The organism is Streptomyces sp. NPDC048196, from assembly GCF_040652715.1.
Lineage (GTDB): Bacteria > Actinomycetota > Actinomycetes > Streptomycetales > Streptomycetaceae > Streptomyces > Streptomyces siderophoricus.
The window spans coordinates 33,848-53,331 of record NZ_JBEZMM010000038.1; the positions used below are offsets into that span (position 1 = coordinate 33,848).

Genomic DNA, 19,484 nt, shown 5'->3' on the forward strand with positions numbered 1-19,484 from the left:
TGCGGATATCGCGGCGTTTACAGCAGGCCGACGGCGGTGTCCACGGCGGCCGCGACATCACCGTCGGCCGGATAGAGCAGCGACCGCCCGACGACCAGGCCCTGCACCGTCGGCAGCCGCAGCGCCTTGGCCCACTTCTCGTACGCGGCCTCCTGCTCCCGGACGGTCGAGCCGATGTCACCGCCGAGCAGCACGGTCGGCAGCGTGGTGGCCTCACAGACCCGCGCCATCGCCTCCGGGTCGTCGGTGACCGGCAGCTTCAGCCAGGTGTACGCGGAGGTGCCGCCGAGGCCGGAGGCGATGGCGACGGAGCGGATGACCGCCTCCGGGCTGAGGTCGTTGCAGACCCTGCCGTCTATTCGGGACGACAGGAACGGCTCGACGAATACGGGCAGTTCCCGCTCGGCCATCGCATCGATGGCGCGGGCGGTGGCCTCCATCGTGGTCAGCGACCCGGGATCGTCGTAGTCGATGCGGAGCAGCAGCTTCCCCGCGTCGAACCGGAGCCGGGCCAGATCCTGCGGCCGGTGCCCGGTGAACCGGTCATCCATCTCGAACGACGCGCCGGCGATCCCGCCGCGGTTCATCGAGCCCATCACCACCTTGCCCTCCAGGGCGCCGAGCAGCAGCAGGTCCTCCAGGATGTCCGCGGTGGCCAGCACCCCGTCCACCCCCGGCCGCGACAGCGCGAGCACCAGACGTTCGAGCAGGTCCAGGCGGTTGGCCATGGCCAGCCGCCGGTCACCCACGGCGAGCGCACCGCGGGCCGGGTGGTCCGCGGCCACGATCATCAGCCGCCCGCTGTCACCGATGAGCGGCCGACGGGTACGGCGGGCGGCGGCCTCCGCCACCGCTCCGGGCTGCCGCGCCCGCAACGTCGCGAGATCACTGATCCGAGGGGACAAGGGTCAACTCACCTTCTGGGGGCGGGGTGGGGAGGGGTGGGACGGGGAGGAGTGGGCGGGGAGAGACAGCGGGGTCAGCGGGGGCGGCGGGCGGGGAGCGGGAAAGGGGCAAGGTGCGGGAAGGGGGCGAGGAGCGACGAGAACGGGCGGGGAGAACGGGCGACGAGACCGGGGGGAACGGACGGGGAGAACAGGCAGGGAGAGCAGGCAGGGAGAGCAGGCAGGGAGTCACCGCCGGCTCACCGGCTCGCGCGCAGCCCACCGGCCCGCGCGCCCCACCGGCCCGCGCGCGCCCCACCGGGCGGAGCGCACCCACCGGCGGAGCGCACCCCACCCGGCGGCGAGGACTCGCCGGCCGGCAAGCACCTCACCGGCCGGTGAGGAACTCCTCGACCTCCTCCCGCGTAGGCATCGCGGAGGAACAGGCGAGCCGGGAGGCAACGATCGCCCCGGCCGCGTTCGCGTACCGCATCATCGGCTCCAGCTCCCAGCCGGAGAGCAGGCCGTGGCACAGCGCCCCGCCGAACGAGTCCCCGGCGCCGAGCCCGTTGACGACCTCGACGGGGGTCGGCGGCACCTCGGCGACCCGGCCGTCCCGGTGCACGGCCAGCACCCCCTTGGGCCCCTGTTTGACCACGGCCAGCTCGACACCCATGTCCAGCAGCGCCTGCGCACACGCCTTGGGATCGCGCAGCCCGGTGGCGACCTCGGCCTCGTCCACATTCCCGACCGCCACGGTGGCGTTCCGCAGCGCGGCCTCGTAATACGGCCGGGCGGCGGCCCTCGCCGCGGCGCCGGTCGCCCTGCCGTCCCCGGAGGCGCCCCCCTCACCGCCCCAGAACATCGGCCGCCAGTCGAGGTCGAAGACGGTCGGTCCGGGGGCGCCCGAACCGGCCTCAGCACCTGCCTCGGCGCGGGCCTCCAGCGCGGCGAGGGTGGCGCTGCGGCTCGGCTCCTCACACAGCCCCGTACCGGTTACCCAGAAGATCCGCGCGGCGGCGATCGCCTCCCGGTCCAGCTCCTCCGGGTGGATGACGAGGTCCGGGGCCTTGGGGCGCCGGTAGAAGTACAGGGGGAAGTCGTCCGGCGGGAAGATCTCGCAGAAGGTCACCGGGGTCGGATAGGCCGCGACCGGCGTCACCCACCGGTCGTCCACCCCGAACTCCCGCAGCGCCTGGTGCAGGAACTCCCCGAACGGGTCCTTGCCGGTCCGGCTGATGACCGCGCTGCGCCGCCCGAGCCGGGCGGCCGCCACCGCGACGTTCGCGGCCGAGCCCCCCAGGAACTTTCCGAAGGTCTCCACCTGCGCCAACGACACCCCGGTCTGCAGCGGATAAATATCCACCCCCATCCGGCCCATCGTGATCAGGTCGTACGACTCGGTCATACACGCCCCTCCAGGTCAGCGCACCACATCCGGCACCTCACTCAACGGGTCCCACCCAGGGATTTCTGCTCAACGGACTTCGCCCAACGGCCTTCACCCAACGGATCCCGCTCAGCAGTTGCCACTCAGCAGTTGCCGCTCAACGGTTGCCACTCGGCGGTTTCCCCTCAGCAGGACCGGGTTCTGCCCTCCCGTCCGAGGAAAGGTCTAACGGTGACCCTCAGACCCTGTCAACAGTTTGTCCTTACATTCTGACGTCAAAGCGAAATCCCTTCAGCCCCCGACCGGCCCTCACCCCAACAACTCAGCCACCCCCAAACCCCTCCGCCCCTCCGGCCACCCCTCCCCCCATCCACCCCACAAGTCCTTACGTCCTTATGTCAGGACGAAGTCTTGACACTCCCCGGGGCGACAGAGAGGCTGTGCCCCACAACCCCACCCCGCGCCTTCCCGGTCACCGCCGACCGGCGAGAGGAGAGCCGCAGCATGCCCGCACGCCATGCCGCCCCGCCCGTCCTGGACCGCCTCCGCATCGGTTCGGCCCCCGACTCGTGGGGAGTCTGGTTCCCCGACGACGACCAACAAGTGCCCTGGCAACGCTTCCTCGACGAGGTCGCCGAGGCCGGCTACGAGTGGATCGAACTCGGCCCGTACGGCTACCTGCCCACCGACCCCGCCGTCCTCCGCGACGAGGTCGCCCGCCGCAACCTCAAGGTCTCGGCCGGCACGATCTTCACTTCCCTGCACCACGGCCCGTCCGTATGGGACAAGACCTGGGCCCACGTCTCCGAGGTCGCCACCCTCACCCAGGCCATGGGCGCCGGGCACCTCGTCGTCATCCCGTCGTTCTGGCGGGACGACAAGACCGCCGAGGAGCTCGAACCGCGCGAGCTCACCGTCGAGCAGTGGAAGCACCTGACGACGGGCATGGAGCGCCTGGGCAAGCGGGTGCGCGACGAGTTCGGGCTCGACATCGTCGTCCACCCGCACGCCGACACCCACATCGACACCGAGGAGCACGTCGAGCGCTTCCTCCACGTCACCGACTCCGACCTGGTCAACCTGTGCCTGGACACCGGCCACTACGCCTACTGCGGCGGCGACAGCGTCAAGCTGATCCGCACCTACGGCGAACGCATCGGGTACCTGCACCTCAAGCAGGTCGACCCGGACATCCTCAGCGACGTCGTCGCCAAGGGCACACCCTTCGGCCCGGCCGTCCAGCAGGGCGTGATGTGCGAACCACCGCTCGGCGTGCCCGCACTGCCGCCCGTCCTGGAAGCCGCGCAGGCGCTGAACGTCGACCTCTTCGCCATCGTCGAGCAGGACATGTACCCCTGCCCGCCCGACCGCCCGTTCCCCATCGCCGAACGCACCCGCCGCTTCCTGCGCTCCTGCGGCGCCTGACAGCCCCTGCCGGCGCGAACCGCCGGGCCCGGGCCTCGGGCGGGCAGTGACAGAAATCAGCGACAAAGAGACTGCGGAAATTATGGAGAGCGGCATGGAGGACAGGATGAGCGGGCTGAGTGGCGTGGGTTCCCGGGGGACGCTCGGGGTGGCGGTCATCGGCACCGGGCGGATGGGGGCGGACCATGTGCGGCGGATCAATGAGGTGATCAGTGGGGCCCGGGTGGCGGCGGTGGCGGACATCGACGCGGCGCGGGTGAAGCATCTGGCGGACGGCATCGAGGGCTGCACCCCGTACACCGATCCCGCCGCCGCCATGGACGACCCGGCCGTCGATGCGGTGCTGATCGCCTCGCCCGGTCCCGCGCACGAGGCGGCGCTGCTGGAGACGTTCGCGCGCGATCTGCCCGTGCTCTGCGAGAAGCCGCTGACGCCGGATGCCGCGTCCGCGCTGCGTGTGCTGCAGGCCGAGCAGGCGCTGGGGCACCGCCGCGTGCAGGTGGGCTTCATGCGTCGTTACGATGCGGATTACCGGAGCCTCAAGTCCCTTCTCGCGCAAGGGACTTACGGGCGTCCATTGATGTTGCACAACCGGCACCGGAACGCGGACACGCCGCCCGGCTTCACCAACGCAATGATGATCAATGACTCGGTGGTGCACGAGATCGATGTGACGCGCTGGCTGCTGGACGACGAGATCACCGCGGTACGCGTGCTGCGCCCCGGCCCCACCGGGAATGCGCCCGAGGGGCTCAGCGACCCGCAGCTGGTGCTCTTCGAGACCGCGGGCGGTCGGGTCGTGGACACCGAGATCTTCGTCAACTGCGGTTTCGGCTACCAGGTCAGCTGCGAGGCGGTCTGCGAGGGCGGCACCGCCCGGATCGGTGACGACCGCGGCGTCTTCAGCAACACCGCCGGCCGCTGGGGCGGCGCCATTCCACCCGGTTTCGTGGAGCGCTTCGAGGACGCGTACGACCGGCAGGTGCAGCTCTGGGTGAACGCGACCCGGCGCGGCGAGGTCGAGGGCCCCAGTTGCTGGGACGGCTATGCCGCGGCGGCGGTCTGCGAGGCCGGGGTACGGGCCCAGGCCACCGGTGAGCGCGTCCCGGTGGAGCTGGTCGAGCGGCCGGCGATGTATCGCTGAGCCGTCGGCCGCCGCAGCCGTACTCGGGCCCGGCATGCCCATCTCCGCGCACCCGCCTCCGCATACCCGCCCCCCGTACTCGTCCCCCACCCCGACCCGTACCGAAAGGCCCCCTTTTCATGTATGTCGCGCCCCTGTCCGTCGCGCGTGTCGTGCCCGTTCCGTTTCGGCTCATACGGGCGGCGGCTCAGGGGGATCCGGTCCCCCTTGCCGGGGACGCCGCACGGGTGGCCTCCGTGGCGCGGCGGGGATGAGGATGGGCGTTCCTACCAGCCAGGTGGCGTCCGCCGGTCAGCGTCCTGCCGTGCGGGACCAGAACGCCCGGCGCTTCATCGTCGGCATCGCTGCCATCGCCGCCCTCGGGGGCGCCCTGTTCGGCTACGACACCGGGGTGATCTCCGGCGCGCTGCCCTTCATGGAGGCGCATTTCGGTCTGACGTCGCTGGGTGAGGGGGTCATCACCAGTGCCCTGTTGATCGGCGCCGCGTTCGGTTCGCTGATCGGCGGGCGGATGTCCGATGCGCTGGGCCGGCGCAATGCGCTGCTGTGGGCCGGTGCGGTGTTCATCGGGGGTGCGGTGGCCGTCGCGCTCTCCCCCACGGTGCCGTTCATGACGGTGGCGCGTTTCGTGCTGGGGCTGGCCGTCGGCAGTGCCTCCGTGATCACCCCGCTGTATCTGTCCGAGGTCGCGCCTCCGCACATCCGGGGCCGGCTGGTCTCGTTCAACTCCCTCATGATCGTCAGCGGGCAGTTGCTGGCGTATCTCCTGAACGCGGTGCTGGCGCAGTGGGCGGCCTGGCGGTGGATGCTGGGGCTGGCCGCGCTGCCCGCGGTGGCGCTGTTCGCGGGGCTGTTCTTCCTGCCCGACACGCCGCGTTGGTACATCAGCAAGGGGCGGCAGGAGGACGCGGCGCGGGTGCTCGGCCGTACGCTGCCGGCCGAGGACGTGTCAGCCGAGCTGGCCCGGATCGACCACGCCCGCAGTCTGGAGGCGGACGCCCGGCGCGGCGCCTGGCAGGAGCTGCGTACGCCGTGGGTGCGGCGGCTGCTGCTGGTCGGCATCGGGCTGGCGGCGGTGCAGCAGATCACCGGTGTCAACGCGGTGGTGTACTTCGCGCCGAAGATCCTGGCCTCGACCGGTCTGGGCACCGGTGCCGCCATTACGGCCACGATCGCCGTCGGGGCCGTCTCCGTAGTGGCCACGGCGATCGGGATGTCCCTGATCGACCGGGTCGGCCGGCGTCCCCTGCTGCTGTGCGGGCTGGCGGGGATGACGGTGGCGCTCGCGCTGCTGGGGGCGTCCTTCCACCTCCCGCACTCGCCGGCCGTGAGCGTGCTGGTGCTGGGGCTGATGGTGCTGTACATGGCGTTCATGCAGGCGACCCTGAACACCGGCGTGTGGTTGCTGCTCGCCGAGATGTTCCCGCTGAGGGTGCGCGGACTGGCCATGGGTGCCGCGGTGTTCGTGATGTGGATGGTCAACTTCGCGGTGGCACTGGTCTTCCCGGTGCTGCTGGACGCGGTCGGCGCGAGCAGCACGTTCTGGTTCTTCGGGGCGATGTGCGTGCTGTCGTGGGTCTTCTGCCGGCGTTACGCCCCGGAGACGAAGGGGCTGGCCCTGGAGGATCTTGAGCACGAGCTGCGGAGGGCGGCGGGCGAGTAGGGGCCCCGGGACGCAGAAGTACGGCGTATCTCCCTCCCGTCACATGCGCACACAGAAGTACGGCGTGCGTCACGGCTGTCACAGTTCTCCGGGCCTTCGGTCACAACCGTTCGACAGGCCCTCGCCGGTCGTCACCGAGTGTCGTTGTCCGGGCACAGGCTCAGTGATCACCAGGCCGTGCGCGGCCCCGGCCGGCTCACCCCGGGCCGGCCCTGCGTGCGGCGCTCAGGAGGTGGCAGAGATGACCGACCGCAGGCTCTGGTCGTACAAGGAGATCGCGGCACACATCCAGGTGCAGCCGGACACCGTGCGCTCGTACCGCAAGCACGGCCTGCTGCCCGAACCGGATCTGGTGGAGGGCGGGAAACCGTACTGGTTCGCGGACACGGTCAGAACGTGGGTGGCGCAGCGGCCGGGCCGGGGCGGCCGGTAGCGAAGCCACCCGAAACGGTACGGGCGGGTCGGCCGGCTGCCGGCAGAGGTCCCCCGCGACACCCCGCGTGGCTACGATCGAGGTATGGCCCAGACTCCCCAGGCCGCCGCCGCGCCGGACCGGGCCGCCGCCGCGCCCGCGCGGGTCGCGGTGATCGGGGCCGGTGCGATCGGCGGGTACGTCGCCGCCCTCGCCCGGTGGGCGGGTCTGGACGTCACGCTGTGCGTCCGCAGTCCGTTGCGTGACCTCGCCGTCGAGACCGGCGGCGAGGTCCGGACCGCGCCGGTGCGGATCGTCACCGATCCGGCGCGGGTGACACCGGTCGACTGGGTGCTGCTGACCACCAAGGCGCAGGACACCGCGAGCGCCGAGGGCTGGCTGCGGCGGCTGTGCGGCCCGGACACCGCCGTCGCGGTGCTGCAGAACGGCCTCGACCAGGAGGCGCGGGTGGTGCCGCTCGTCCCTCCGGGGACCGCGATCCTGCCGACCGTGGTCTACATCTCCGCGGAGCGCATCGCGCCGGGGCGGGTCCGGCACCACGTCGCCAGTGAACTGCACGTTCCCGAGGGCCCGTTGGCGGACCGGTTCGCCGCGCTGCTGGCCGGTACGGGGCTGCGGGTGCATCCGGTGCCGGACTTCACCACGGCCGTGTGGCGCAAGCTGTTCACGAACCTCGCGGCGAACCCCCTCACGGCGCTGCTCCAGCAGCGGATCGGTGTCTTCGCGGATCCGGAGATGGCGGCGCTCAGCCGCGATCTGCTGCGGGAGGCGGCGGCGGTGGCCCGCGCGGAGGGGGCGGACATCGGCGAGGCGGACATCGCGCGGACGCTGGAGCTGTACGCGCACGCGCCTCCGGACGGTGGTTCGTCGATGCTGTACGACCGGCTCGCGGGCCGTCCGCTGGAGCACGAGTACCTCACCGGCGCGGTGGTGCGGGCGGCGGGACGGCACGGCATCGCGACGCCGTTGAACCGGATGCTGCTGGTGCTGCTGCGGGCGGTGGACCGCGAGCTGCGGGCCGGGCGGCAGGCGTAGGGGGACGCCGGTGTGTCGTGGGCAGCCGGGTGGCCTACGGCTCCGGTGGGCGTCAGGTGGCTCCGGGCGGCGCCGTGGATCCTCTGATCTCCAGTTCCGGGGCGACGAGTTGGTGGTCCGCCGGCGGGTTCGTCGCGGTCGGGGCGTCCTTGTTCGCCATGCGGTCCAGGAGGCAGCGGGCGGCCCGCCGGCCGACGTCGTGGCTGGCGTTGTTGACGGAGGTCAGCCAGAGGTGGCGGATGCGGGCGAGGTAGGTGTTGTCGTAGCCGACGAGGGAGAGGTCGACGGGGACGGTCAGCCCGAGTTCCTGGGCCGCGGAGAGCGCGCCGACGCAGGAGATGTCGTTGAACGCGAAGACGGCGGTGGGGCGTTCGGTGCGGCGGGCGGGGTTGAGGAGGCGTACGGCGGCGCGGTAGCCGCCCTCCTCCGTGCCGTCGGCGTGCTCCACCGCGGCGGTGGTGTGGAGGCCGTGGGCGCGGAGGGCGGCCTCGAATCCGCGGCGGCGCAGTGCGCCGACCAGGCCGCGGCCGGCGATGTGGGCGATCCGCCGGTGGCCGAGGGAGATCAGGTGCTCGGTGGCGAGCCGGGCGCCGCGTTCGTCGTCGTTGGCGACGATGTCGGCGTGCGGGAGCCGGGGTTCGTGGTTGCCCGCGATGACGGTGGGCAGCCGCTCGGCGATCTCGGCGAGGCCGTCGGTGTCGGGGAGGGTGCCGACGACGACGAGGCCGTCGACCCGGAGTTCCTGGAAGGTGCGGGCGACGTCCTGGCCGGTGCGCCGGTCGAGCCGGCCGTCGGCCATCAGCATGCGCAGGCCGTGGGCATGGAGGACCGAGTTCAGGCCGTCGAGGAGGTCGACGAACCAGGGGTTGCGCAGGTCGTTCAGCAGGACGCCGACGGTGTGGGTGCGGCGTGCGACGAGGCTGCGGGCGGCGGCGTTGGGCCGGTAGCCGAGCTCGTCGATGGCGTCCAGGACGGCCCGCCGCTTGGCGTCGCTGACCCGTGGTGAGTCCTGGAGGACGAGCGAGACCAGGGATTTGGAAACGCCGGCGCGTTCGGCGACGCCGCGGATCGTCGGGGGCCGGGGCCGGCCGGCGGCGGTCCGAGGGCCGTCGTCGCGCTCGTTGGAACGTTCCATGGACCGGGATCCTGTCATCGCCGCAGGTGGCCGTCAACGCCCGGACGACGGCCCGGCCTTCGGTCTCCCTCGGGCCGCCGCTCGACCTGCGGAAAGGGTTGACATGCGGACATCCGGACATGCAGGGTGCGCGGAACGGCCGCCGTTGGACCGTTCCAACGGGCGCTTCGCCCAGACGTTCCGGCGACGGCCGTCACCGCCACCTCCTGGAAGGACCGAGAAGTGAAGATCGGCCTCATCGGCACGGGGCGCATCGGCGCGTTCCACGCCCAGACCCTTCAGCAGGTTCCCGGCGTCACCGACCTGGTGGTCGCGGATGCCGACCCGGCGCGGGCCGCGTCGCTGGCGCGCACGCTGGGCGTGCGCGCGGCCGCGGGCATCCCGGAGCTGTACGCGGACGGCCTGGACGGGGTGGTGATCACCGCCGCGACCAGTGCGCACGCGGCCCTGATCCACCAGGCGCTGGACGCCGGTGTACCGGTCTTCTGCGAGAAGCCGGTGGCCTTGGACGTGGCGGGCACGATCGGCGTCGTGGAGCGGGCGCAGGCGGGCTCGGTGCCGGTCCAGATCGGCTTCCAGCGGCGCTTCGACGCGGGCTACCGGGCCGCCCGTGAGGCGCTGCGCTCGGGCGAGCTGGGCTGGCTGCACACACTGCGCGCCTGCACCAGCGACCAGAGCCCGCCGCCGGCCGGGTACATCCCCACGTCGGGCGGGCTGTTCCGGGACTGCTCCATCCATGACTTCGACGTGCTGCGCTGGCTCACCGGCCGCGAGGTGGTCTCGGTCTACGCGCAGGGGTCCAACCGCGGGGCGTCCTTCTTCGCCGACGGCGATGACGTCGACACCTGTGCGGCGCTGCTGCGGTTCGACGACGACACCCTGGCGACGGTCACGGCGACCCGCTACAACGGCGCGGGGCACGACGTCCGCCTGGAGGTGTGCGGGTCGCGGGGCGCCCGGATCGTGGGTCTCGACGACCGGGCGCCGCTGCCGTCCGCGGAGCCGCGGCTGTCGTGGCGACGGGCGGCCGCTCCGTACGCGACGTTCATGGAGCGCTTCCAGGAGGCGTACGTCACCGAACTGGGTGTCTTCACCGAGGTGGCCGCGGGGCGGGCGGCGAACCCGTGTCCGCCCGCGGAGGCGCTGGAGGCGCTGTACGTGGCCGAGGCGTGCGAGCGGTCCCGCCGGTCCGGTGCGCCGGTGGCGCTCGCCGAGGTCCGCGCTACGGGCGGTCCGGCAGGCCCGAGCGGTCGGGCGGACGCGGGCACGGCGGGCGGGGCGCGGTAGCCGCGCGGCGGGCCGCCCGGCGGTGGCCGGCCCATTGGAGGGCGGTGGCGGTGGCGGCGACCGCGCAGGAGACGCCCAGGCCGATGGCGGCGGCGTACAGGGGGCGGCCGGCGGTGGCGGCGCCGAGGTAGCCGAGGCCGACGGAGTACGCCGCCCAGGTCGCCTCGGCGATGCCGGCGCCGAGGAGGTACTTGGGCAGCGGATAGCGCAGGATGCCGGAGGCCAGTGCGCCGGCGATCCGGCCGCTGGGGAGGAACCGTACGGCGATCACGAACGGGACGCCGTGGCGTTCGATGCGCCGGGAGGTGCGGTCCAGGAGTGCGCTGCGGCGGGGGTTGCGGCGCATCCAGTCCCGTACGGGTCCGCCGAAGCGGCGGGCGGCGAGGAACATCAGCAGGTCCCCGGCCAGGGCGCTGCCCGCCACGGTGAGGAGGACGAGGGGGAGGAAGAGCGCGCCCCGGGAGGCGAGGACCCCGGCGGAGACGAGCAGGGCGGAGTTGGGGACGAGGGGCGGCAGGGTGGTGAGCGCCAGCAGGGCGTAGAAGGCGAGTACGGCCATGTGCCGCCTCCTCGGATCGGCTCCGAGTCCGTATCCCAAGGCTGACGCGTGGCGGGGCGCGCGGCAACGCGACGGGCGGGCCGCCGCCGGGAATCGGCGTGCCCCCGCTTGGATCTATACCCCCCAGGGGTATAAGGTGACCAAGGTTGGTCGAAGCTCGGACAGAAGCCCGGATCATCTGCCCCACGAGGAGAACCCATGACTGAGAACAGCTCCTGCTGCACCCCGGAAGGCTCCTGCCACTCCGGCACCGCCGACGTCGAGGGCGCCGCGGTGACCACGACGTACCAGGTCACCGGCATGACCTGTGGGCACTGCGAGGGCGCGGTGTCGTCGGAGATCTCGGAGATCCCGGGCGTGAGCGCGGTGCAGGCGGTCGCGGCGACCGGACTGGTGACGGTCACCTCGAAGGCGCCGCTGGACGAGGAGGCGGTACGGGCGGCCGTCGACGAGGCGGGTTACGAGCTGGTGGGCCGGGCGGCCTGATTACGGTTCGCCGGTCCGTGCGTACGGGTGCGGGTCGCCGCCCTTCGGGGTGCGGCCCGCGCCGTCGCGCGTAACCATTCAAACCTTCACATAATCCCTACAGTTGACACAACGTCCACACTCCGGGACGCAACACCCATACCCCAGGGCCCCGATCTCCAGATCGAGGGCCTTGACCGTATTCGCCCCCATATGGCAAGAGACCCAGATCACACTCATCGGAACGTAACCATTGAGGGGGGTCGCGAGTCTAACCGGGCAGTGCAAGCACCCCGGCGGGACTTGCACTGCACCAGCCGTGTCGGTCTTGGGGGACCGTGCCACGGCTACGCGTGGCCGGGGCGACGTGCCCGGGGAGCTTTGAGCGGCCCTCCCGATGTGCGCGTCCCGGCGGAGCGCGGTGCAACCCGGAACGCCCGGACGGATCCCGTGGGGGGAATCCAACCGGGACAAGGGAGGCGCCCCGCACTCTGGACCCGTGGGGGGATCCGGAGGCGGGGCGCTTCCTGCTTTTGGGGCTTGGTTCTGCACTGTTGGGGGCTCGGTTCACCTCCGGGGCGCAGAAGCCTGTGTCGAGCGGTCGACCGCGCTCAGCCCCTCCATCGTCGGGGCCGGCGCGCGCTCAACCGCTCGACACAGGCGCGCCCCTTCGGCTCACTCGCCCGGGCCGCCCGAGAGCAGGCCCAAGCGTCAGCGCTGCTCGACCGGGACGAAGTCGCGCTCGATGACACCGGTGTAGATCTGGCGCGGGCGGCCGATGCGGGAGCCCGGCTCCTTGATCATCTCGTGCCACTGGGCGATCCAGCCGGGGAGCCGGCCGAGCGCGAAGAGCACCGTGAACATCTCGGTCGGGAAGCCCATGGCCCGGTAGATCAGGCCGGTGTAGAAGTCGACGTTGGGGTAGAGCTTGCGCGAGACGAAGTAGTCGTCGGAGAGCGCGTGCTCCTCCAGCTTCAGGGCGATGTCCAGCAGCTCGTCGGACTTGCCGAGCGCGGAGAGGACGTCGTGCGCCGCCGCCTTGATGATCTTCGCCCGGGGGTCGAAGTTCTTGTAGACGCGGTGCCCGAAGCCCATGAGCTTCACACCGTCTTCCTTGTTCTTCACCTTGCGGATGAAGGCGTCGACGTCGCCGCCGTCGCGCTGGATGCGCTCCAGCATCTCCAGCACGGACTGGTTGGCGCCGCCGTGCAGGGGGCCCCACAGGGCGTTGATGCCGGCGGAGATCGAGGCGAAGAGGTTCGCCTGCGAGGAGCCGACCAGGCGGACCGTGGAGGTCGAGCAGTTCTGCTCGTGGTCGGCGTGCAGGATCAGCAGCTTGTCCAGGGCGCTGACGACGACCGGGTCCAGCTCGTAGTCGGCGGCGGGCACCGAGAAGGTCATCCGCAGGAAGTTCTCGACGTAACCGAGGTCGTTGCTCGGGTAGACGACCGGGTGGCCGACCGACTTCTTGTAGGCGTAGGCCGCGATCGTCGGGAGCTTGGCCAGCAGGCGGATCGTGGAGATGTGGCGCTGCTGCTCGTCGAACGGGTTGTGGCTGTCCTGGTAGAAGGTCGACAGCGCGCTGACCACCGAGGACAGCATCGCCATCGGGTGCGCGTCCCGAGGGAAGCCGTCGTAGAAGCGCTTGACGTCCTCGTGGAGCAGGGTGTGGTAGGTGATGTCCTGCTTGAAGGCCGACAGCTGGTCGACGGTGGGCAGCTCACCGTTGATCAGGAGGTATGCGGTCTCGACGAACGTGCTGCGCTCTGCGAGCTGCTCGATCGGATACCCGCGGTAACGAAGAATTCCCTGCTCACCATCGAGATAGGTGATCGCGGATTTGTACGCCGCGGTGTTGCCGTAACCGGAATCCAGGGTCACCAGACCGGTCTGGGCGCGCAGCTTCGAGATATCGAAGCCCTTGTCGCCGACAGTGCTGTCGACGACCGGGTAGCTGTATTCGCCGTCCCCGTAACGCAGTACTACAGAGTTGTCGCTCACGTCATCCCTCACCGACGTTGTGCCTCTTCTTCGAGGTGCCCTGACTGCCTATACCTTCCCCCATTTGGACCTTGGTTGTGCACTCGGGGTCGGCCATAGGGCCTCATTACGGCACTCAGTGCCGCGCCAGTGTCCCATCCTGCTCCCGTTCGCCCCGATTGGGAAAGAGGAGTGACATCACATCGCCCCGGCGAGCCGGTGAGCCAGCGCCGTACCCCGCCGACCGGCGGAAACCGTGCGGACGGCCTGCCCCAGGGCCTTGCGGGAGCCGACCAGCACCACCAAGCGCTTTGCCCGGGTGACGGCGGTATACAGCAGATTGCGCTGCAGCATCATCCAGGCGCTGGTGGTGACCGGAATCACCACCGCTGGATACTCACTACCCTGCGAGCGATGGATCGTCACCGCATAGGCGTGGGCGAGTTCGTCGAGTTCGTCGAAGTCGTACGGAACCTCCTCGTCCTCGTCGGTGCGGACCGTCAGCCGCTGCTCGACCTCGTCCAGGGCGGTGACCACGCCCACCGTGCCGTTGAAGACGCCGTTGCGGCCCTTTTCGTAGTTGTTCCTGATCTGGGTGACCTTGTCGCCCACCCGGAAGACCCGGCCGCCGAAGCGCCGCTCGGGCAGGTCGGGGCGGGCGGGGGTGATGGCCTGCTGGAGCAGGCCGTTCAGGGCGCCCGCTCCGGCCGGGCCGCGGTGCATCGGGGTCAGCACCTGGACGTCCCGGCGCGGGTCGAGACCGAACTTCGCCGGGATCCGGCGGGCCGCGACGTCCACGGCGAGCCGCCCGGCCTCCTCATTGTCCTCCTCCGCGAAGAGGAAGAAATCGGCCAGCCCGGTGGTCAGCGGCGGGACGCCGGAATTGATGCGGTGGGCGTTGGTGACCACGCCGGACTGCTGGGCCTGCCGGAAGATCCGGGTCAGCCGCACGGCCGGCACGGGGCCGGAGGGGGCCAGCAGGTCCCGCAGCACCTCACCGGCCCCTACGGACGGCAGCTGGTCGACGTCGCCCACCAGGAGCAGGTGGGCGCCCGGCGGGACCGCCTTGACGAGCTTGTTGGCCAGCAGCAGGTCCAGCATGGACGCCTCGTCGACGACCACCAGATCGGCGTCCAGCGGCCGGTCCGCGTCGTAGGCGGCGTCCCCGCCGGGCTTGAGCTCCAGGAGACGGTGGACCGTGGAGGCCTCCGCGCCGGTCAGCTCCGACAGCCGCTTGGCGGCCCGGCCCGTGGGCGCGGCCAGCACGACCGTGGCCTTCTTGGCGCGGGCCAGCTCGACGACCGAGCGGACCGTGAAGGACTTGCCGCAGCCCGGGCCGCCGGTGAGCACCGCGACCTTCTGGGTCAGCGCCAGCCGCACCGCCTCCTGCTGCTCGGGGGCCAGCTCGGCGCCCGTACGGCGGGCCAGCCAGGCCAGCGCCTTGTCCCAGGCGACGTCGCGGAACGCCGGCATCCGGTCCTCGTCCGTGCGCAGCAGCCGGGTCAGCCGCCCGGCGAGCGAGATCTCCGCGCGGTGGAACGGCACCAGATAGACGGCGGTGACCTCCGCGCCGTCCTCCCCGGCGGGCACCTTCTCGCGCACCACGCCCTCCGGCTCCGCGGCCAGCTCGCCCAGGCAGTCGATCACCAGGCCGGTGTCCACCTGGAGCAACTTCACCGCGTCGGCGAGCAGTTGCTCCTCGGGCAGGAAGCAGTGGCCCTGGTCCGTGGACTGCGACAGGGCGTACTGCAGGCCGGCCTTGACCCGGTCCGGGCTGTCGTGCGGGATCCCGACGGACTGCGCGATGCGGTCGGCGGTCAGGAAGCCGATGCCCCAGACGTCGGCGGCGAGCCGGTAGGGCTGGTTGCGGACGACGGAGATCGAGGCGTCGCCGTACTTCTTGTAGATCCGCACGGCGATGGACGTGGAGACCCCGACGCCCTGGAGGAAGACCATGACCTCCTTGATGGCCTTCTGCTCCTCCCAGGCGTCGGCGATCTTCTTGGTGCGCTTGGGGCCGAGGCCCGGGACCTCGATGAGGCGCTGCGGCTCGCGCTCGATGATGTCGAGGGTGTCCACGCCGAAGTGCTGGGTGATGCGGTCGGCGAAGACCGGGCCGATGCCCTTGACCAGACCGGAGCCGAGGTAGCGGCGGATGCCCTGGACGGTGGCGGGCAGCACCGTGGTGTAGTTCTCGCACGTGAACTGCTTGCCGTACTGCGGGTGCGAGCCCCAGCGGCCCTCCATCCGGAGGGACTCCCCCACCTGCGCACCGAGCAGCGCCCCGACGACGGTCAGCAGATCGCCCGCGCCGCGGCCGGTGTCGACCCGGGCGACGGTGTAGCCGTTCTCCTCGTTGGCGTACGTGATCCGCTCCAGGACCCCTTCCACCACGGCTGTGTTGACCATGCCCCGACGGTACCGCCGGGGTCTGACAGCGCGCCGGGCCGGAGTGTCCGCCGACCGTCGTGCGCACCGGCGTGCGCACCGTCGAGGGGCCCGTCCCCCCAGGCCGGGCCCCTCGATTCCCCCTCCCGTGCCGGCCCCGGATCCCCCCGGATCCCTCCCCCTCCTGGGCCAGCGACAGCTATGACTTCCGCCGGCCGTGAACGGTTGCGCGCATCCGCAGAGTTATTTGCCCGTCACCCCTTGTACGAATTCCGTTCACCTGGCGCCGGCGGTCCGGGCTCCGGCCGGGCGGCGACGTGCCGGCGGAAACGGTCCACGATCTCGGCCAGCGCCTCGGTGCCGTCGCGGGCCCACAGCGCCGGGCTGAAGATCTCCACCTCGATCGGCCCCCGGTAGCCGGCCGCCTCGACGCGCTCCCGGAACCAGCGCAGGTCCACCACACCGTCCCCCAACTGCCCGCGGCCCAGCAGGACGCCCTCCGGGAGCGGGGTGACCCAGTCGGCCAGTTGGAAGGCGGCGATGCGGGCGGCGGCCCCGGCCCGGTCGATCTGCGCCCCGGCCGTGTCGTCCCACCACAGGTGGTAAGTGTCCACGACCACCCCGACCCGGTCCGCGGGAAACCGCTCGGCGAGGTCCAGCGCCTGGGCGAGGGTGGAGACCACGCACCGGTCCGCCGCGTACATCGGGTGCAGCGGTTCGATCGCCAGCCGTACGCCCCGTTCCGCGGCGTACGGCGCCAACTCCCCCAGGGCGTCCGCGATCCGCTCCCGGGCGCCGGGCAGGTCCCGGCTGCCGGCCGGCAGCCCGCCCGAGACCAGCACCAGGGTGTCCGTCCCCAGGGTGGCGGCCTCGTCGACCGCCGCCCGGTTGTCGTCCAGGGCCGCCGCCCGCTCACCGGGGTCGAGCGCGGTGAGGAACCCGCCCCGGCACAGGCTGCTGACCCGCAGCCCGGCCGCGCGGACCAGCCGGGCGGCCGCGGCCACGCCGTACGCCCGCACGGGCGCGCGCCACAGCCCGACCGCCGGGACGCCGGCCCGTACGCAGCCGTCGGCGAGTTCGGGCAGCGACCACTGGCGGAGGGTCTCCTGATTGAGGCTCAGGCGGGAGAGATCGGTGGTGTGGGTGAGGTCGGTGGGGGTGGTGACGTCGGCAGGGACGGTGAGGTCGGTGGGGCCGGTGAGGTCCGTGGGGCCGGTGAGGTCGTCGGTCATGCGGGGGCTCCCGGGTGCTCCGCTGCGCCCGATGCCGGGGCCGCGCCTGCGCCCGCGCCCGAGGCCGGGGCCTGGGCCGGCGCCTCGCCCTGGGCCGCGCCCGCGCCCGGAGCCGGGGCCGGGACCGGGAAGGCGTCCTCGGCCCCGTGTACGGACAGCAGGCGGCGCATCCGGTGGGCGGCGAGGTCAGGGTCCGGGAACAGGCCGAGTGCGGCGGCGAGTTCGTGGGCGCGTTGCAGATGGGGCAGCGAGCGGGCCGACTGGAGGCCGCCGACCATGGTGAAGTGCGACTGGTGGCCCGCCAGCCAGGCCAGCAGGACGACGCCGGTCTTGTAGTGGCGGGTGGGTTCCTGGAAGAGGTGGCGGGCCAACGTGACGGTGGGGTCGAGGAGTTCGCGGAAGCCGGCCGGGTCGCCGGTGTCGAGATGGCGGACGGCCTCGGCCGCCAAGGGGGCCAGCGGGTCGAAGACGCCGAGCAGGGCGTGACTGAAGCCCTGCTCGTCGCCCGCGATCAGTTCGGGGTAGTGGAAGTCGTCACCGGTGTAGCAGCGCACTCCCGGCGGCAGGCGGCGGCGCAGTGCGCGCTCCCGTGGGGCGTCCAGCAAGGAGATCTTGACGCCGTCGACCTTGCCGGGGTGGGCGGCGATGACCGCGAGGAGGGTGGCGGTGGCCGCGTCCAGGTCGGCGGATCCCCAGTAGCCCGCGAGCGCCGGGTCGAACATCGGGCCCAGCCAGTGCAGGACGACCGGTTGGGCGGCCTGGCGGAGGAGGTGGCCGTAGACGTCGAGGTAGTCCTCGGGGCTGCGGGCCGCGGCGGCGAGCGCGCGGGAGGCCATCAGGACGGCCTGCGCACCGGCCGCCTCGACGACCGCGAGCTGCTCCTCGTAGGCGGCCCGGATCACGGCGAGCGATCCGGCGGTGATCTGGTCGGTGCCGGCGCCGCAGACCAGCCGGCCGCCGGCCGCGCGGGCCTCGGCGCCGGAGCGGCGGATCAGTTCGGCGGCGACGGGCCAGTCCAGGCCCGTCCCGCGCTGCGCGGTGTCCATCGCCTCGGCCACGCCCAGGCCGTGCGACCAGAGGTGGTGGCGGAAGGCGAGGGTGGCGTCCCAGTCGAGGGCGGCCGGCCCGTCCGGGCTGGTGTCGGCGTACGGATCGGCGACGACGTGGGCGGCGGCGAAGACGGTGCGGGACCGCAACGGGGAGCGGGTTCCGGGCGCCGGGGCGGCCGCGGGCCCGGATGTGGAGGCGGCGCCGCCGGGTGTCCGGGCGGTCACCGGTCCAACTCCGGGACGTCCAGGCGGCGGCCCTCCGCGGAGGACCGGGCGCCCAGTTCGGCGAGCTGGACGCCGCGGGCGCCGGCCGCCAGGTCCCAGCGCCAGGGCCCGTCGCGGACGACATGGCGCAGGAAGAGCTCCCACTGCGCCTTGAAGCCGTTGTCGAAGTCGGCGTTGTCGGGGACCTCCTGCCACTGCGCGCGGAACGGTTCGGCCACCGGGAGGTCGGGGTTCCAGACGGGTCGGGGGGTGACGGAGCGGTGCTGCACCCGGCAGCCGCGCAGCCCGGCGACGGCGGAGCCCTCGGTGCCGTCCACCTGGAACTCCACGAGTTCGTCGCGGTGCACCCGGACCGCCCAGGAGGAGTTGAGCTGCGCGACGATGCCGCCGGCCAGTTGGAACACGGCGTAGGCGGCGTCGTCGGCGGTGGCGTCGTACGGCGTGCCGGACTCGTCCCAGCGGCGCGGGAGGTGGGTGGTCAGCTGCGCCTGGACGGTGCGGACCGGGCCGAAGAGTTCGTGCAGGACGTACTCCCAGTGCGGGAACATGTCGGCCGCGATGCCGCCGCCGTCCTCGGCCCGGTAGTTCCAGGAGGGGCGCTGGGCCGGCTGCCGGTCGCCCTCGAAGACCCAGTAGCCGAACTCGCCGCGTACGGACAGGATCCGGCCGAAGAAGCCGCCCTCGACGAGGCGGCGGAGTTTGCGCAGGCCGGGGAGGAAGAGCTTGTCCTGGACGACGCCGTTCTTGACGCCGGCCTCCTGGGCGAGCCGGGCGAGTTCGAGGGCGCCGGCGAGGCTGCTCGCGGTGGGCTTCTCGACGTAGAGGTGCTTGCCGGCCGCGATCGCTTTCTGCACGGCCTCCTCGCGGGCGGCGGTGACCTGGGCGTCGAAGTAGATCTCGACGGTGTCGTCGGCCAGTACGGCGTCGAGGTCGCAGGACCACTCGGGCAGGCCGTGCCGCTCGGCCAGGGCGCGCAGCTTCTGCGGGGAGCGGCCGACCAGCACCGGCTCCGGCCAGATGACCGTGCCGTCGTCCAGGGGGAGTCCGCCCTGGTCACGCAGGGCGAGGAGGGAGCGGACCAGGTGCTGGCGGTAGCCCATGCGCCCGGTCACGCCGTTCATGGCGATGCGTACGGTCCTGCGTGTCACGGCCCGGCCTCTCTCCCCCTGGTGCGGGGGCGGCTTCCTCGG

The 19,484-nt window shown here is 72.1% G+C and carries 16 protein-coding genes; 7 read left to right on the top strand and 9 right to left on the bottom strand.

The annotated features are described in order from the left end of the window. Window positions 1-17: 17 nt before the first annotated feature. Window positions 18-905, bottom strand: a complete 888-nt coding sequence (locus AB0E02_RS28820; RefSeq protein ID WP_362144281.1) for a deoxyribose-phosphate aldolase — start codon at window positions 903-905, stop codon at window positions 18-20. 367 nt (window positions 906-1,272) lie between these two features. Beyond that, complete coding sequence (gene iolC / locus AB0E02_RS28825; protein ID WP_362144284.1) at window positions 1,273-2,292, bottom strand: 5-dehydro-2-deoxygluconokinase; 1,020 nt, start codon at window positions 2,290-2,292, stop codon at window positions 1,273-1,275. Between the two features lie 486 nt (window positions 2,293-2,778). Here iolC and AB0E02_RS28830 point away from each other — a divergent pair, with 486 nt between their 5' ends. The 5 genes from AB0E02_RS28830 (at window position 2,779) to AB0E02_RS28850 (ending at window position 7,974) form a co-directional block, all read left to right on the top strand. Then, entirely contained in the window at window positions 2,779-3,699 is a 921-nt protein-coding gene (locus AB0E02_RS28830) for a sugar phosphate isomerase/epimerase (RefSeq protein WP_362144287.1), read from the top strand. Window positions 3,700-3,805: 106 nt separating this feature from the next. Then, the gene (locus tag AB0E02_RS28835) at window positions 3,806-4,843 is read left to right on the top strand and encodes a Gfo/Idh/MocA family oxidoreductase (RefSeq protein ID WP_362144289.1); all 1,038 of its coding nucleotides are present in this window, start codon (window positions 3,806-3,808) and stop codon (window positions 4,841-4,843) included. A gap of 256 nt (window positions 4,844-5,099) precedes the next feature. Then, the gene (locus AB0E02_RS28840; RefSeq protein ID WP_362144292.1) at window positions 5,100-6,506 is read left to right on the top strand and encodes a sugar porter family MFS transporter; all 1,407 of its coding nucleotides are present in this window, start codon (window positions 5,100-5,102) and stop codon (window positions 6,504-6,506) included. 241 nt (window positions 6,507-6,747) lie between these two features. Continuing rightward, complete coding sequence (locus AB0E02_RS28845; protein WP_030415392.1) at window positions 6,748-6,939, top strand: MerR family transcriptional regulator; 192 nt, start codon at window positions 6,748-6,750, stop codon at window positions 6,937-6,939. An 84-nt stretch (window positions 6,940-7,023) separates the two neighbouring features. Next, window positions 7,024-7,974 carry a 2-dehydropantoate 2-reductase gene (locus tag AB0E02_RS28850; RefSeq protein ID WP_362144296.1) on the top strand — a complete coding sequence of 317 codons (951 nt, stop codon included), beginning with the start codon at window positions 7,024-7,026 and terminating at the stop codon, window positions 7,972-7,974. A 52-nt stretch (window positions 7,975-8,026) separates the two neighbouring features. On the opposite strand, the gene AB0E02_RS28855 is transcribed toward AB0E02_RS28850, so the two are convergent. Then, window positions 8,027-9,109 carry a LacI family DNA-binding transcriptional regulator gene (locus tag AB0E02_RS28855; protein ID WP_362144299.1) on the bottom strand — a complete coding sequence of 361 codons (1,083 nt, stop codon included), beginning with the start codon at window positions 9,107-9,109 and terminating at the stop codon, window positions 8,027-8,029. Between the two features lie 222 nt (window positions 9,110-9,331). Between AB0E02_RS28855 and AB0E02_RS28860 the strand changes: the two genes are divergently transcribed. Next, complete coding sequence (locus AB0E02_RS28860; RefSeq protein ID WP_362144302.1) at window positions 9,332-10,396, top strand: Gfo/Idh/MocA family oxidoreductase; 1,065 nt, start codon at window positions 9,332-9,334, stop codon at window positions 10,394-10,396. Here the strand turns inward: AB0E02_RS28860 and AB0E02_RS28865 are convergent. Continuing rightward, entirely contained in the window at window positions 10,332-10,955 is a 624-nt protein-coding gene (locus AB0E02_RS28865; protein WP_362144306.1) for a VTT domain-containing protein, read from the bottom strand. The genes AB0E02_RS28860 and AB0E02_RS28865 overlap by 65 nt on opposite strands. 198 nt (window positions 10,956-11,153) lie before the next feature. Between AB0E02_RS28865 and AB0E02_RS28870 the strand changes: the two genes are divergently transcribed. Then, window positions 11,154-11,441, top strand: a complete 288-nt coding sequence (locus AB0E02_RS28870; RefSeq protein ID WP_030415387.1) for a heavy-metal-associated domain-containing protein — start codon at window positions 11,154-11,156, stop codon at window positions 11,439-11,441. Between the two features lie 690 nt (window positions 11,442-12,131). Here AB0E02_RS28870 and AB0E02_RS28875 read toward each other — a convergent pair. The 5 genes from AB0E02_RS28875 to AB0E02_RS28895 all read right to left on the bottom strand — a co-directional run bounded on the left by AB0E02_RS28875 (window position 12,132) and on the right by AB0E02_RS28895 (window position 19,442). Beyond that, window positions 12,132-13,421 (bottom strand): citrate synthase, encoded by a 1,290-nt coding sequence (locus AB0E02_RS28875; protein WP_030415386.1) that lies wholly within the window; start codon window positions 13,419-13,421, stop codon window positions 12,132-12,134. Window positions 13,422-13,598: 177 nt separating this feature from the next. Further along, complete coding sequence (locus tag AB0E02_RS28880; protein ID WP_362144310.1) at window positions 13,599-15,809, bottom strand: ATP-dependent RecD-like DNA helicase; 2,211 nt, start codon at window positions 15,807-15,809, stop codon at window positions 13,599-13,601. Between the two features lie 233 nt (window positions 15,810-16,042). Further along, entirely contained in the window at window positions 16,043-17,020 is a 978-nt protein-coding gene (locus tag AB0E02_RS28885) for a sugar phosphate isomerase/epimerase family protein (protein ID WP_362144312.1), read from the bottom strand. Beyond that, window positions 17,017-18,294 (bottom strand): dihydrodipicolinate synthase family protein, encoded by a 1,278-nt coding sequence (locus AB0E02_RS28890; RefSeq protein ID WP_362144314.1) that lies wholly within the window; start codon window positions 18,292-18,294, stop codon window positions 17,017-17,019. The genes AB0E02_RS28885 and AB0E02_RS28890 overlap by 4 nt, the downstream gene beginning before the upstream one ends. Next, complete coding sequence (locus AB0E02_RS28895; RefSeq protein ID WP_362144317.1) at window positions 18,291-19,442, bottom strand: Gfo/Idh/MocA family oxidoreductase; 1,152 nt, start codon at window positions 19,440-19,442, stop codon at window positions 18,291-18,293. The genes AB0E02_RS28890 and AB0E02_RS28895 overlap by 4 nt, the downstream gene beginning before the upstream one ends. Between the last annotated feature and the right edge of the window lie 42 nt (window positions 19,443-19,484).